The sequence below is a fragment of the Paraliobacillus sp. X-1268 genome (assembly GCF_003426095.1).
GTDB lineage: Bacteria > Bacillota > Bacilli > Bacillales > Amphibacillaceae > Paraliobacillus_A > Paraliobacillus_A zengyii.
Map to the genome: position 1 here is coordinate 17,907 of NZ_QJSK01000027.1, position 15,381 is coordinate 33,287.

Genomic DNA, 15,381 nt, shown 5'->3' on the forward strand with positions numbered 1-15,381 from the left:
AGTAATGAAAAAATCTTTACTGCGTTTAAGTTCTGACATAACACAGTATATTCTTGATAATGTTCTCACTGTTAAGCAGAGAAATTATTTTAAAAAAAGTTTTTCTGAAAAGCAAAAAAGCTATATTAGAAGTTTAATGAGAAAAGGTAATAGACGTTCTGCAATAGAGAAAATAGATAATGTAAAGTATAAACTATACAACTTAGGATTCACTTCTAAAGCATATGAAGAACTAAAATCACTAGCGTTTTCACCAAATGATCCGTTAATAAACCGATTAGCGTCATGGGGAATTGCCTTATGGCATGCAAATCAGTACAGTGTAGAAGACGCAGAAAAGGCATTACGGTTCTTACCCATAGCAATAAAAGGGGTTAAAGACAAAGATCTCTTAAGAAGAGCAGTAATATTAGAAGTAGAAAGTTATGCGATTTTAGGGCAGATTGAATTAGCTGAAAAGAAAATTAAAAATGCAATTAAAAATAAGGCTCATCCAGATTTATTTCTTGCGTATGCAAATTTAAATCAGTCCCCATCAGAAAAAATAAAATGGATAAATAAAGCATATAGAAAGTATGGCATTGCACGAATAGAACTGCAATCTTTAAAGGCATCATCAACTTATGACTCTCTAATTGTGAAGGGTATAAAAAATAATTATAAAAATAGCAATATAAAGATCTCTGTAATTATTCCTGTCTATAACGCTGAAGCGGTTGTAGATACGGCCCTTACATCAATTATTAATCAAACATGGAGAAACATAGAAGTACTTGTAGTAGATGATTGTAGTACAGACAATACGCTTGATATAGTAAAGAAATATCAGTCTGAGGATAAAAGAATTAAGCTATTAAAAACAAAGCGTAATGGTGGAGCATACTTAGCACGTAATTTGGCTTTAAAAGAAGCTAAAGGAGAATTTGTTACAATTAATGATGCAGATGATTGGTCCCATCCACAGAAAATCCAGTTACAGGCAGAGCATCTTCTTAAAAATAAGAGTATTATTGCCAATATGTCGGAACAAGCCAGGGCTACAAATGATTTAAAATTCTATCGTAGAGGGAAACCAGGAAACTATATTTTTGGTAATATGTCATCATTAATGTTCCGACGAGAAAAGGTATTAAATAAAGTAGGCTATTGGGATGCTGTTCGCTTTGCTGCTGATTCAGAATTCATTAAAAGAATAAAAAAGAGTTTTGGGGAAAAAACAGTTGTTGAGATAGCAACTGGCCCTCTTTCTTTTCAAAGACAGTTAAATGGGTCTTTAACAGGAAATTCATTCTTCGGATTTCCAGGTTTTTTCATGGGGGCTAGAAAAGAGTACTTAGAAGCACAACTTCATTATCATGCTAACACGGAGGATCTTAAGTACCCGTTCGATTATGAACAGAAGAGACCGTTTCCTGTTCCAAGACCTATGTTACCCATGAAAGAGAAATTCACCGTTAAAAACCATTTTGAAGTAATATTAATATCGGATTTCCGATTAGATGAAAGTCCAACTAAACATAATCTAAATGAAATAAATAGATATAAACAATTAGGAATAAAGATCGGTCTTGTCCAACTGAATCAGTATAACTATCCAGCCAAAGAAGAGATAAATACAGGTATAAGAGATACTGTTGATGGTGACTTGGTACAAATAATCGTGTATGGTGAAGAGGTATCGTGCAACCATCTAATTTTAAGGTTCCCAACTATTTTGTTAGATTATCAAAAGTACATTCCTTCTATAGATGCAACAAATATTCATATTGTTGTTGAACAAAAAGACACTTTAGAGGATAACTTGACGTTGTATAATCAAAGGATAGAAGAGTACTTTGGAAAAAAAGGAAAGTGGATACCAACAAATGATAAACGCATAGATAGTTTATTAAAATATAACGCAGAAAACTTTAATTTATTTACTTTATCAGAAGATGATAGGAAATAAATAAAAAATTAGTCAGTGAAAAATATTATATTTAGTTAACGTATGTTTAAATTATAATATGGTTGAACTGAATTGATGGGAGACTTTTTCATGAAGTGGATTATAAAAAACCCTGCACCAACTGATTGGCGTCAAGATAAATGGGGAGATTTTCATTTTGGTCGATCTTTGATGAAATATTTAGAAAGAATGGGACAGAAAGTTGAAACAGATTACCATGGAGAATGGGATAATAATAAAAAAGCGGATGTTGTGCTAGTATTAAGAGGAAAGCACCCTTATACAGTAAAAGAAAATGACTTTAATATTATTTGGAACATATCCCATCCTGAGGCAGTGTCTCTAGAAGAATATGCATCCTATGATGTCGTGTTTGTAGCTTCTGAAACACATGCAACTTATTTAAAAGAACGAATCTCTGTGCCAGTCTATCCCCTTCTGCAATGTACGGATATTGAGGAGTTTTATGAAGGTGATTTGGATTATCATGACAGAGAAGATTTTATTTTTGTTGGTAACACGAGGAACGTAAAAAGACCATGCGTAATCTGGGCAGCTGATTCGGGTGTTCCATTAAAAGTTTGGGGAAGAGGTTGGACAGAATTCCTTGATAAACAGTTTATAGTTGGTAACTATATAGATAATCAAAAGTTAGGAAAATTATATTCACAATCCAAAATAGTCTTAAATGACCATTGGGAAGATATGAAGGAATTTGGATTCATTAATAATCGGATTTTTGATGCAATAGCATGTGGTTTACCAGTGATAACTGATTATCATGAATCACTGTATCAGCTATTTGGTGATAAAATACTTTATTACAACAATGAAGAAGAGTTTCAAAAGTGTTTAGAGAAAGTTTTACTTTCTTATCCTAAAGTAAAAAAAGATATTGATGACTTAAAAGATGAAGTGAACAAAAACTTCACTTTTGAAAATAGAGCTAACGTTTTAATAGAAATGATTAAAAAACATAAGTAGAAGAACAACCTAAATGAATAATAAAGTTTAGGTTACTATACTATGATAGACAGGAGATACACTATAAAATGAATAGATTTTGGGAAATACTAATATATCCTATACTCGAGGAATTGGATATAAGAAATGTTGTTGAAATAGGTGCCCAAAAAGGATTGCATACAAAGAAAATTTTAGATTATTGTATTCGTAAAGATGCTGTTCTCTATACTGTTGATCCATTGCGAATTGAAGAGTATGAAGCATGGGAAAAAGAACATCCTGAAAATTTTAGTTACATAGAGGAATTGAGTTTGAACGCTCTTTCTAAAATAACTGAATATGATGCTGTTTTTTTAGATGGAGATCATAATTGGTACACGGTTTATCATGAACTTAAGATGATTGAGAAAACATTTAGCAAAGGTAACTTTCCATTAATTTTTGCACATGACATTGGTTGGCCTTACGGTCGAAGAGATTTATACTACGATCCTGAAAATATTCCTGCTCATTATAGACAGGCACATAAAAAAGGAGGGATTCGTTTAGATTCAAGCCAACTAGTTAAAGATAAAGGTTTTAATGCACACTTACACAATAGTGTATACGAAAATACGCCCAAAAATGGTGTGAAAACAGGAATTGAAGATTTCTTGAATGAATCGGAATTTGATTTGGTTTTTGAAGAAGTTCATGGATTTCATGGATTAGGAATACTTTATGAAAAAACCCAAAAAAACATGCTAATTGAAAATGTATTAGAATCTAAAAAAGTTCATGAAAACATTGCTGAGAAACTGGAAAAGGAAAGACTTAGCTACCTTGTGAAAACATTGAATTTAAAACAGAAATTAGAAGCTCTAGAAGTAGTAGAGATAGATAATTCACAGTCAAATAGCGAATTTGAAGCTTTAGAAAATAAAGCAAATGAGCTACTAAAACAAGTTAATAATAAATCAGATGAAATTGAACAACTTAATGCTCAGCTTAGTGTCTTAAAAGAAGAAAACGATACACACAAAGATGCACAAGAGAAGTATAGTAATTTACAGCGTAAAGTGGAAAGATTGGAAAAGGAATTCAGAAAGCAAAGTAAAAAGCTTGAATTAGTGTATAGCTCAATTAAATATCAATTGGGAGATATATTAGTATCATCATTAAAATCTCCTAAGAAGTTTATTTTGTTACCATATACAGTAGCGAAATTGGTGAGAAGAGCTTACATTAGAAAGAAAAGACGTCCAGCAAAAAAAAACAATAAGTCTGAGAAGAACCCATTTAAAAATTTAAGCGATAGTGTTTTTTATAAAACAGTAAATGATATATGTGATAGTGAAAATGAAACTAATTTCAAACGACTAATCGAGCGAAGTGAAAATGAGCTTAAAAAAAATATTTATAATCTTAAAAATGAGCCCTTAATTAGCATAATTATGCCTACCTACAATCGTGGAGACGTTTTAGATCAATCGATAAAAAGTGTTTTAGAGCAGAGTTACACGAATTGGGAATTATTAATTTGTGATGATGGTAGCACCGATAACACGGAAAAGACGATTGCTAAATATATGGATTCAAGAATTCGCTACTTTAAATTACCATGGGGTGGTGCAGCAAAAGCGAGAAATCATGGTCTGGAAAATGCCAAGGGAGAATATATCGCTTATTTAGATACCGATAATATTTGGCATCCACAGTATCTACTTGCTAATCTCACTAAACTTATTGATAATCCTGGTTACTATTCAATATTTAATCGTTATATTGATGTATATTTCCATGATAATAATTATAGAGTTAAGACTTGTAAATCTTTAACTTTTGATTATGATAATTTAATGGAGAAAAACTTTATTGATCTAAATTCATTTGTTCATAAAAGGGAATTATATGACCATTTCGGAGGATTTAATGAAGAATTGCCAAGAAGGCAAGACTGGGATTTAGTTCTAAAATATACTTTCTTAAGAGATCCACTATATATAGATCAGTTATTAGTGATTTATAGAAGAAATAAAGAATGGAATCAAATTTCTCATGTGCATAGTGATGACACATCTAGTCAAGAAACAATTAAATCAAGCCTGGAATCATACTTCAAGAATGGCTTACCTGATAAAAAGAACCAAGAATCACTTCCTAAAATTACAATAATTTCTTGGGATGTGAGTAGAAATCATTTTTCCAAAGCTTATAATATTGCTGAATCGTTATCTAAGACGTATACAGTACAATTATTGGGCTTCCGATTTTTTGAGGAAGAAATATTTCCTCCCTATAAACATGAGACTCCAGATTTTAAAATGACAATTTTTGAAGGTGCAAATTTCCCTGATTTATTTAAAATGATGTCAGATGCATTAAAACAAATTGATGGGGATATCATATATGCAGTTAAACCAAGACTGACAAGCTTAGGATTGGCGTTATTAGCTAATTATCACTTAGAAAAACCTATTATCTTGGAATATAATGACTTAGAAACAGTTGTATCAAATCCACAAAAAGATAAATTAGTTGAAAAAGGTAAAGAGTCAACATCGATGAATTTTAAGGATGAAGAACTTCTTACTCCATACAGCTTGAAGTGGTCTACAATTGTTGAAAAATTATCAAAAGATGTACCGGTAACAACAACGCACAATAAGACTCTAGATCAATATTTTGGTGGGAATAGTTTCTATATTAGAAATCTAAAAGATGAAAAGCACTATGACCCTAATATTTATGACAGAAATAAATTAAGAGATGAATTAGGTTTTGAAAAAGATGATAGAATTATATTGTTTGGTGGATTAGTTAGAAAACATAAAGGAATATATGAATTAGTAAAATTATTAGACAAATTAGATGATGATAGATACAAATTACTATTTGTAGGATCACGTGTTACACCTGATCAAAAGAAATTAATAGAACAGTATGGAGACAAAATTAAAGTATTGCCACCTCAAGGAAGAAATGAAATGGCAAAAATAAATTATGCATCAGATTTAGTTATACTTTGGTTAGATCCTAATATCGCCGCTAGTCATTATCAGATGCCGTATAAATTTACCGATGCAATAGCAATGAAAGTGCCAGTTATATCTAACGATATTTCTGATTTAGGCGATCTATCTCGACAAGGTTATCTCAGACATGCAGATTTTGGTGATTTTAATCAGTTGAAAGTCGTCATCAAAGATATCTTTAATAATGAAGCAGAGACTGATAAAATGGTTAAAAAGGCAAGAAACTTGTATATTAGACAATTTTCATATAATGCAGTTAAAAGTAATTTAAATGTCATATTCGATATTGCGAAAAAACATAACTATAAATTGCAAGCTTCTAAAGACTTCGTTGATCTATTCAGTGAATTTTATGAAAACACATCAAAAAATGAAGAGCGAAGTGAATAGGGATAGAATAAAAAGTAATAATTTAAGCGGTGTGATGCTATGGGTGTCATACCGCTATATTTTTAATCTAGAAGGGATATGGTTTTATGAAAGGTATAATTCTTGCAGGTGGAAGTGGTACGCGTTTATATCCATTAACGATGGTAACAAGTAAACAGTTATTACCAATCTATGATAAACCAATGATTTATTATCCACTATCCACGTTAATGTTAGCAGGTATTCAGGATATTCTAATTATATCAACCCCGGATGATATTCCGCGTTTTCAGGCATTACTAGGTGATGGCTCGCAATTCGGTATTAATCTTGAATACAAAGTCCAAGAGAATCCAAATGGATTAGCAGAAGCTTTCATCATAGGAGAAGAATTTATCGGTAATGATCCTGTTGCTATGGTTCTGGGCGATAATGTTTATTATGGGAGTGGTTTAACAAATATTTTGAAACGTGCTGTCGAAAAAAAAGAAGGAGCTACTGTTTTCGGATATCATGTTCAGGATCCCGAAAGATTCGGTGTCGTTGAATTTGATGATACTGGTAAAGTGCTAAGTGTAGAAGAAAAACCAGATAACCCCAAATCACATTATGCGATAACAGGTCTATATTTCTATGATAATCGTGTAGTGGAAATTGCCAAAAATGTTAAACCTTCGAGCAGAGGTGAGTTAGAAATTACTTCTATTAATGAAGCGTATTTACAATCAGGAGAATTGGAAGTGGAACTTCTAGGACGTGGCTATACATGGTTAGATACAGGGACACATGAAAGTTTAGTCTCGGCTACTAATTTTGTCAAAACAGTAGAAGACCATCAGGGGATTAAAGTATCCGCACCAGAAGAAATTGCTTATATAAATGGTTGGATAACCAAAGAACAATTAACTAAATCAGGTCAATTGTTTTCTAAAACAGGTTATGGTCAATATTTATTAAAAGTAGCTAATGGAGAGATCAAATATTAAAAAGGGGTGAATACATGAAAGTTATAGAAACTAAACTTTCTGGTGTAAAAGTAATCGAACCATCTGTATTTGGAGATCATAGAGGTTGGTTTATGGAGACATATAGTGAAACTAAATTTAAAGAAGCAGGAATTGATATTGACTTTGTCCAAGATAATCAATCATTTTCTGCAACAAAAGGTACATTACGTGGGTTACACTATCAGCTTGATCCGAAAGCCCAAACGAAGCTCGTTCGTTGCACACAAGGTTCCATCTTTGATGTTGCTGTAGACATAAGAAAAGAAAGTCCATCTTATGGCGAATGGTTTGGCATCGAATTAAGTGCAGAAAACAAAAAGCAATTACTTGTGCCTAAAGGATTTGCTCATGCGTTTATGACACTAACAGAAAATTCTGAAGTGCAATACAAAGTTGATGAAGGGTATGCTCCTGAATGTGATCGCGGCATTCGTTGGGATGATCCGACAATTAACGTTACGTGGCCGATAGAAATTACCCCAGTGTTATCAGAAAAAGATGAAAAAGCGCCATTGTTAGAAGACGCAGAGAATAATTTTAGCTAGAAGGAGTAGTGTTATGAAACTTTTCGTTACAGGATACGCCGGACAACTTGGTTATGATGTGGTTCAGGAAGGGTTAAAGCAAGGTTTCGAAATACATGGTTCGGGTCGCGATCAATTAGATATTACAAATGAACAAGCTGTGTATGAGTATGTGAATCAAATAAATCCAGATGTGATCATTCATTGTGCAGCATATACAGCTGTCGATAAAGCGGAAGATAATAAAGAAGCGTGTTGGGATGTAAATGTCAACGGAACTAGATACCTAGCAGCTGCAGCCAAACAAGTACAAGCAAAATTCATGTATATTAGCACAGATTACGTATTCGATGGGTCAGGAAAAGAGCCATTTACAGAAACAGATCCAACTAATCCCGTTGGTTATTATGGTCTAACGAAACTTGAAGGAGAAAAACGTGTCCAGGAATTATTAAATGAAGCCTTTATTATCCGTATTTCTTGGGTGTTTGGTAGTAATGGCAATAACTTTATAAAAACCATGTTACGTCTCTCCGAAACACATAAAGAATTAAAAGTAGTAGGAGATCAATACGGTTCTCCTACGTATACGTATGATCTGACGAAGTTGTTACTAGAGATTGTTCAAACAAATAAGTATGGTACGTATCACGCATCCAATGAAGGTTTTTGTACATGGTCAGACTTTGCGAAGGAAATATTTAAGCAGGCTGATAAACAGATATCAGTTGAGAGCATTCCGACTGCGGAATATCCAACGCGTGCTGTCCGCCCACTGAACTCGCGCATGTCTAAAGCTAAATTAGAAGATCAAGGATTCCAACGTTTGCCAAGTTGGCAGGATGCCTTAACACATTATTTAGAACAATTAAATAAAGAGGTGAGATAGATGTCTAAAAAGAAAATAGTTGTGACAGGTGGCGCAGGTTTTATTGGTGGGAATTTTGTTCAATATATGGTTGAAAAATATCCGAATTACCATATATATAATTTGGATGAACTAACCTATGCAGGTGATTTAACCAAGCACCAAATTGTTGAAAAAAATGAAAATTATCATTTTGTCAAAGCAGACATTACGGATCGGAAATCGATTTCATCGTTATTTGAGAAAGAACAATTTGATTATGTAGTCCACTTTGCAGCAGAAAGTCATGTCGATCGTTCGATAACTGATCCTGAAATTTTCATCCGGACGAATGTATTAGGTACTCAAGTATTGCTAGATGCAGCAAAGGCAATTGACATCAAGAAATTTGTTCATGTGTCTACAGATGAAGTTTATGGAGAATTAGATTTTGATCCAACGACCTTTTTCACCGAAGAAACACCACTACAAGCAAATAGTCCGTATAGTGCAAGTAAAGCATCTTCAGACTTATTGGTACGCGCCTATCATGAAACATATGGATTACCAGTGAATATTACGCGTTGTTCTAATAATTATGGCCCTTATCATTTTCCAGAGAAGTTAATTCCATTAACTATTTCACGTGTGTTAAATGACGAGAAGGTACCCGTTTATGGTGATGGAAAGAACATTCGCGATTGGTTACATGTTCAAGATCATTGTTCTGCGATTGACCTTGTATTACATGAAGGAATTAGTGGGGAAGTCTATAACATCGGTGGACATAATGAAAAAACAAATTTAGAAGTAGTAAAAACAATTATTCAAGCACTTGATAAATCAGAAGAATTAATTGAATTTGTAGAAGATCGTTTAGGGCACGACAAACGCTATGCGATTGATCCAACGAAACTCGAAAAGCTTGGTTGGAAGCCAACTTATAACTTTGATACTGGTATTGTACAAACCATCCAGTGGTATCTAAACAATAAGGATTGGTGGGAGCAAATTATTAGTGGAGAATACAAGCAATATTTTGATAAACAATATTCAATTAAATAAGTTGAGAGCAATGAAAAATTAATGATGCATAATACCCACAGCTAATATTAGCTGTGGGTATTTGGTTTTTTAAAAGAATTATGTTATAAAGTGTTGAATTAATATGGATTTTAATAGATAATAAGACTAGTATTTAAGCAACACATACATTGCTTAAAAAAGTCTTAAAAAACATGGGGGATATTTAATGCAATTTAAGAAGAAAAAAATTGTTGTTGTTATTATATTATTACTGTTAAGCAGTTTGTTTATTCCTGTCGGTTTTGCAGAATCAACTGGTGAAGATGCAGACTCTTTGTATAAACAAGCACAAGAACAAACTAGCTCTTCTGCACAACTTAGTTCCTACATTAACGGATATGAATTATATCCAAACGATCCAAGATTTGAAGAAGGTATTAATAGTAGTGCCATAGATTTGATAAATTACACAGACACGAGACATCTAGCTGGTGATTATGGTGCCGCAATTGTAAGGTACAATGCTATACTAGCAGCACCTGTTTTAAATGAAGCAGTAAAGGCTAGTGTAGAGGCTAGAAAAGTTTTAGCTCAACAAAGTAAAACTTTTGAAACTGCGAATAAAAAACTTACCAATGCCAAGAATCAAACCAATTCTTCTCCTCAACTCGCTTCTTATATAGAAGGGTACGCTCTTTATCCATGGGATAGTAGATTCACAACTGGTATTAATGAGAGCGCAGTTTCATTGCTAGACTATGCTATGGAACAACATCTAAAAGGTAACTATGGTTCTGCTATATTAAGATATAATAGGATTTTAGAGGCCCCTGCATTAAATTCGAATACAAAAACAGAAACAGAATATAATCTTGAGTATGCTATAGCGGAAAAACGTACAGCAGATATGCTTTATAGTAATGCTCTAAAGCAACCTAATTCAACTTCACAATTAACGAGTTATATAGAGGGGTATAACGTGTATCCCAGCGATGCTAGATTTGCACAAGGAATTAATAGTAGTGCACTAGACTTGATGAATTATGCTGAAAAAAGGCATATGGCTGGAGATTATGGTGCTGCAATTGTAAGATACGATACTATACTAGCAGCACCTGCTTTAGATGCAGTAATAAAAAGTAGTGTAGAATCTAGAAAAGATTTGGCAGAACAAGAAATGACATTTGTTACAGCAGATGAACAATATAATTCAGCAAGAAATAAGCCTAATTCAACTTCACAACTTGCTGCCTTTATAGATGGATATGAATTATATCCAAATGATAATAGATTCACAACTGGAATTAATGAAAGTGCTCTTTCATTATTAAATTATGCTATTAAACAACATGAAAAAGGTGAATATGGCTCAGCTATATTGCGCTATGAGAGTATTTTGTCAGCTCCTATGCTTAAAGACAGTACTAAAAAGGCTGCACAAACTAATTTAGAATATGCGGTAGCTAAACAACGTACACCGGATATGCTATATAACAATGCGGTAAATCAAACTACTTCTTCAGCAAAATTAACTGCATATGTTGAAGCTTATAATTTATATCCAAATGATACTAGATTTGAAAATGGTATCAATGAAAGTGCGAGAGAATTACTGGATTATACAACGAAGCGCCATGAAGCAGGAGATTACGGAGCTGCAATTGTAAGATATGATCATATCTTATCTGTACCTGTATTAAATGCTGGGATTAAACAAGAAGCAACAATAAAACGAGAAGCTGCTACTGAAGGGAAAATTTATAGGATAGCTGATGCTCAATATAACTTTGCAAAACAAGAGGCAAACTCAAGTGCTCGACTGACAGCTTACATTGATGGATATAATTGGTATCCTAACGATCAACGTTTTAAGGAAGGTATTAATAGTAGCGCTCAGGATTTGTTGAATTATGCAAGCACACAACACGAACAAGGTAATTACGGTTCGGCGCTTCTTAGATATCAATTGATCTTATCTGCTCCAGTATTAGACGATTCTATTGAAGAAGAAACAAAAATCAAGAGTGAATATGCTGTTGCAAAAACAACATATCCTACAGCAAATCAGCAACTAAGTATTGCAGCAGACGAAACAAATTCATCTGCTAAACTGCAAGCGTATATAGATGGTTATATCTTGTATAAAGGTGATACTCGATTTGAACAAGGAATTAATGATAGTGCCTTAGCATTATTAGATTATGCGAGTCGTCAACACGAAGATGGGAAATTTGGTTCAGCTATTTTAAGATATGATCTAATTTTATCTGCACCAGTCTTAGCTGACACAATTCATGAAAGTACAACATTAAAACGTAGCTATGCAGCAAAAGATCAATTATACCGTACTGCGGATGAACAAATAGTGTATGCGGAAAGTCAGACATCGTCTACACCACAACTAAACGCATATATCGAAGGTTATTACTTATACCTTTCTGATACGAGGTTTGTAGATGGAATGAACGAAAAAGCTCTTTCTTTACTCGATTATGGTACTCGGATACATCAAGAAAAAAATTATTCTGGTGCTATTACTAGATATGATTTAATCTTAAGTGTACCTGAATTGGATGAACTTACTGTTCTAGAAACAGAAGCTAAGAGAGCTTATGCAGTGAAAAATACGACAATTCCAACTGCCGATCAGTTAGCTTCAATTGCAGAGAGTGAAACAAGCTCTTCTGCACAATTAAGTGCATATCAAGAAGCATATTTACTATATCCAGAAGATGGAAGATTTTTAGATGGTCTAAATCAAAGCGCTCAATCTTTATTAAATTGGGCTAGCGAAAAACATAGAAATTCGGATTTTTCAACTGCAATTCACCGTTACAATGTTATTATTAGTACTATTGGTGTCAATGATACAATCAAAGATACAGCAAGAGAAAGACTTGCTCTTGCTGTTGAAGGTATTAAGCTTCAAAAAGAAACAATAGAGTATTCAAATTATTCGTATTCATTAACACAAGCATTAGCAGCTCAAATGTTAGTGAATCCACAAACAGATAAATACAGTAGTCAGCCAGGTTATGTTCATAGTTCGTGGGTTAATAAAGGTACGATTAATAAAAATGTAAATATCCGAACAGCTGCAACATTATCTAGTAGCAGTATATACAAAGCTACTACTGAAAAAACAACTGTATCAATTATATCAACCGTTACAGGAGCAGCATATCAAGGTAGCACGACATGGTATAAAATCAGTTATGATGGAAAGACGCTATATGTCCATGTTTCATTAGTTGATACAGATATTGATGTGCATTCTGATGCTAAATCTTCTAGCCATGTTTACGGTGATACAAGCAGCGTTAGTCTTAATATTACAGGAGAAAAGAAAGGTGCAACGATTAATAATAGTAATGTCTGGTATGAAATTAATTACACAACTTGGAGAAGTGCCACTGAGTCTGATGTGTTGGCATATTTAAATCCTAACCAAAATAATATATTCCAACATCTTGTGTTATCTTCAAGTGTAGGTGTATCATACACAGAGCTTAATAAACTATTAGTTGGTAAGGGCGTTTTAAGTGGTCAAGGAAAAGCCTTTATTGAAGCAACCAAGGAGCATTTGGTGAACGAAATTTATTTAATCTCACATGCCCTTTTAGAGACTGGAAATGGTGGCTCAGAATTAGCAACTGGAATTCAAGTCGGCATAGATAGTGGAGGAAATTATATACTTGCAACCGATGATAATAAGTCAAAATTATCCTCTATAAAAACTGTGTACAATATGTATGGTATTGGCGCAAATGATGGTGATGCTAAAAGACTTGGTGCAATTTATGCATATAAGAATGGTTGGACAAGTGTAGAAAAAGCGATCATTGGTGGTGCTGAATTCATTGGTGAGAAATATATTCACGCTAATCCTGTGCAAAATACACTATATAAAATGAGATGGAATCCTACTAGTCCTGCCTCACATCAGTATGCAACAGACATTGGATGGGCTGTAAAACAGATTAGTAGAATTGAAAGTTACTATGAACAATTAAACAATCCGTTATTACACTTTGATATACCAGTATATAAATAATATTATGATAGCCTAAACATAACTTACTTCGTTTAGGCTATTATTATTTTGAAAGTAATAGCTTTAAAAATTGAAAGCAGGCAAGAAAATTGAATTTTTATTCTTGGGGGAGAGAATATTGAAACCAAAGCATTTTTTTCTGTTCTTAACATTATTAACTGTTTTATTATATCCAACTATTATATTTGGAGAAGAATCTAGTAATAATATAGAGACCGCAGATGAGTGGGATAATTATGCAAGTGAACAAAGTACATCATCAGCAATGCTAAAGGCATATATAGCAGCCTATGAGGCTTATCCAAATGATTCAAGATTTGAAGAGGGAATAAATAATAGCGCCCGTTCTTTATTAGATTGGGCAACTAGTGAACATCAAAAAGGAAATATTGGGACAGCAAATTTACGGTATGACTGGATACTGGAAGCACCTAGCTTAAATGATAGTATAAAAGAAGAGACAGAGAGAAAGCAGGCATATTCTATTAAAGGTGTGCGGTTACCAACAGCAACAGAGTTTGTATCAAGTGCAAACAATCAACCAAATTCTTCTGCCGTTTTAGATGAATTTATAGAAGGATATGAGCTATATCCGGGAAATGAACAATTAGAAAAAGGTATTAATGAAAGCGCAGAGTCCTTACTGAATTGGGCGATTAAACAACATCAACAAAAAAACTTTGGAACAGCCCGTGTTCGATACGAACGAATTTTAGAAGCTCCGGCTTTAGCTACTAGATTAAAAGATAAAACGAGCAACTACTTATTATATGCATTAAATGAACAATTAACAGCAGATCAATATTATAATGAAGCAAGTAATTATCCGAATTCTTCAGGTAGCTTAAAATTATTTATAGAAGGATATGAAGCCTATCCAAAGGATGAAAGACTTGAAAAAGGTATTAATAACAGTGCCCGTTCTTTATTAGATTGGGCAACTAGCGAACATCAAAAAGGAAATATCGGCACAGCAAACTTACGATATGACTGGATATTAGAAGCACCTAGTTTAAATGATAGTATAAAAGAAGAGACAGAGAGAAAGCAGGCGTATTCTATTAAAGGTGTGCGGTTACCAACAGTAGCAGAGTTTGTGACAAGTGCTAATAATCAGCTGAATTCTTCTTCAACAGTAAATAAATATGTTGAGGGATATGAGTTATATCCGGGAAATGAACAATTAGAAAAAGGTATTAATGAAAGCGCAGAATCCTTACTGAATTGGGCGATCAAACAACATCAACAAAAAAACTTTGGAACAGCCCGTGTTCGATACGAACGAATTTTAGAAGCTCCGGCTTTAGCTACTAGAATAAAAGATAAAACGAGCAACTACTTAACATATGCATTAAATGAACAATTAACAGCAGATCAATATTATAATGAAGCAAGTAATTATCCGAATTCTTCAGGTAGCTTAAAATTATTTATAGAAGGATATGAAGCCTATCCAAAGGATGAAAGACTTGAAAAAGGTATTAATAACAGTGCCCGTTCTTTATTAGATTGGGCAACTAGCGAACATCAAAAAGGAAATATCGGCACAGCAAACTTACGATATGACTGGATATTAGAAGCACCTAGTTTAAATGATAGTATAAAAGAAGAGACAGAGAGAAAGCA

At 33.4% G+C, this 15,381-nt stretch carries 9 protein-coding genes; all 9 read left to right on the forward strand.

All coding sequences use genetic code 11. The features are described from left to right. Nucleotides 1–4: 4 nt before the first annotated feature. Complete coding sequence (locus D2K62_RS17205; protein WP_117161818.1) at nucleotides 5–1,948, forward strand: glycosyltransferase family 2 protein; 1,944 nt, start codon at nucleotides 5–7, stop codon at nucleotides 1,946–1,948. Between the two features lie 90 nt (nucleotides 1,949–2,038). After that, nucleotides 2,039–2,932 (forward strand): CgeB family protein, encoded by an 894-nt coding sequence (locus D2K62_RS17210; protein WP_157967903.1) that lies wholly within the window; start codon nucleotides 2,039–2,041, stop codon nucleotides 2,930–2,932. A 68-nt stretch (nucleotides 2,933–3,000) separates the two neighbouring features. After that, complete coding sequence (locus D2K62_RS17215) at nucleotides 3,001–6,318, forward strand: glycosyltransferase (RefSeq protein WP_112182164.1); 3,318 nt, start codon at nucleotides 3,001–3,003, stop codon at nucleotides 6,316–6,318. Between the two features lie 86 nt (nucleotides 6,319–6,404). Further along, complete coding sequence (rfbA, locus tag D2K62_RS17220) at nucleotides 6,405–7,283, forward strand: glucose-1-phosphate thymidylyltransferase RfbA (RefSeq protein ID WP_112182163.1); 879 nt, start codon at nucleotides 6,405–6,407, stop codon at nucleotides 7,281–7,283. Between the two features lie 14 nt (nucleotides 7,284–7,297). Then, nucleotides 7,298–7,849: a dTDP-4-dehydrorhamnose 3,5-epimerase gene (gene rfbC, locus D2K62_RS17225; protein WP_112182162.1), complete on the forward strand. Its 552-nt coding sequence runs from the start codon at nucleotides 7,298–7,300 to the stop codon at nucleotides 7,847–7,849. A 13-nt stretch (nucleotides 7,850–7,862) separates the two neighbouring features. Beyond that, nucleotides 7,863–8,717: a dTDP-4-dehydrorhamnose reductase gene (rfbD, locus tag D2K62_RS17230; RefSeq protein ID WP_117161819.1), complete on the forward strand. Its 855-nt coding sequence runs from the start codon at nucleotides 7,863–7,865 to the stop codon at nucleotides 8,715–8,717. Continuing rightward, on the forward strand, nucleotides 8,718–9,740 hold the full coding sequence (rfbB, locus tag D2K62_RS17235) for a dTDP-glucose 4,6-dehydratase (protein ID WP_112182160.1): 1,023 nt from the start codon (nucleotides 8,718–8,720) through the stop codon (nucleotides 9,738–9,740). It begins immediately after the preceding gene. A 187-nt stretch (nucleotides 9,741–9,927) separates the two neighbouring features. Further along, nucleotides 9,928–13,755 (forward strand): N-acetylglucosaminidase, encoded by a 3,828-nt coding sequence (locus D2K62_RS17240; RefSeq protein WP_112182159.1) that lies wholly within the window; start codon nucleotides 9,928–9,930, stop codon nucleotides 13,753–13,755. 118 nt (nucleotides 13,756–13,873) lie between these two features. Beyond that, nucleotides 13,874–15,381, forward strand: a 1,508-nt coding sequence (locus D2K62_RS17245) for a hypothetical protein (protein WP_157967904.1), incomplete at its 3' end; no start/stop codon positions are given.

Coding starts and splice junctions, on each gene's coding strand:
- rfbB (WP_112182160.1), top strand. CDS start 8,718: ATGTCTAAAAAGAAAATAGTTGTGACAGGTGGCGCAGGTTTTATTGGT.
- rfbA (WP_112182163.1), top strand. CDS start 6,405: ATGAAAGGTATAATTCTTGCAGGTGGAAGTGGTACGCGTTTATATCCA.
- D2K62_RS17240 (WP_112182159.1), top strand. CDS start 9,928: ATGCAATTTAAGAAGAAAAAAATTGTTGTTGTTATTATATTATTACTG.
- D2K62_RS17215 (WP_112182164.1), top strand. CDS start 3,001: ATGAATAGATTTTGGGAAATACTAATATATCCTATACTCGAGGAATTG.
- D2K62_RS17210 (WP_157967903.1), top strand. CDS start 2,039: ATGAAGTGGATTATAAAAAACCCTGCACCAACTGATTGGCGTCAAGAT.
- rfbC (WP_112182162.1), top strand. CDS start 7,298: ATGAAAGTTATAGAAACTAAACTTTCTGGTGTAAAAGTAATCGAACCA.
- D2K62_RS17205 (WP_117161818.1), top strand. CDS start 5: ATGAAAAAATCTTTACTGCGTTTAAGTTCTGACATAACACAGTATATT.
- rfbD (WP_117161819.1), top strand. CDS start 7,863: ATGAAACTTTTCGTTACAGGATACGCCGGACAACTTGGTTATGATGTG.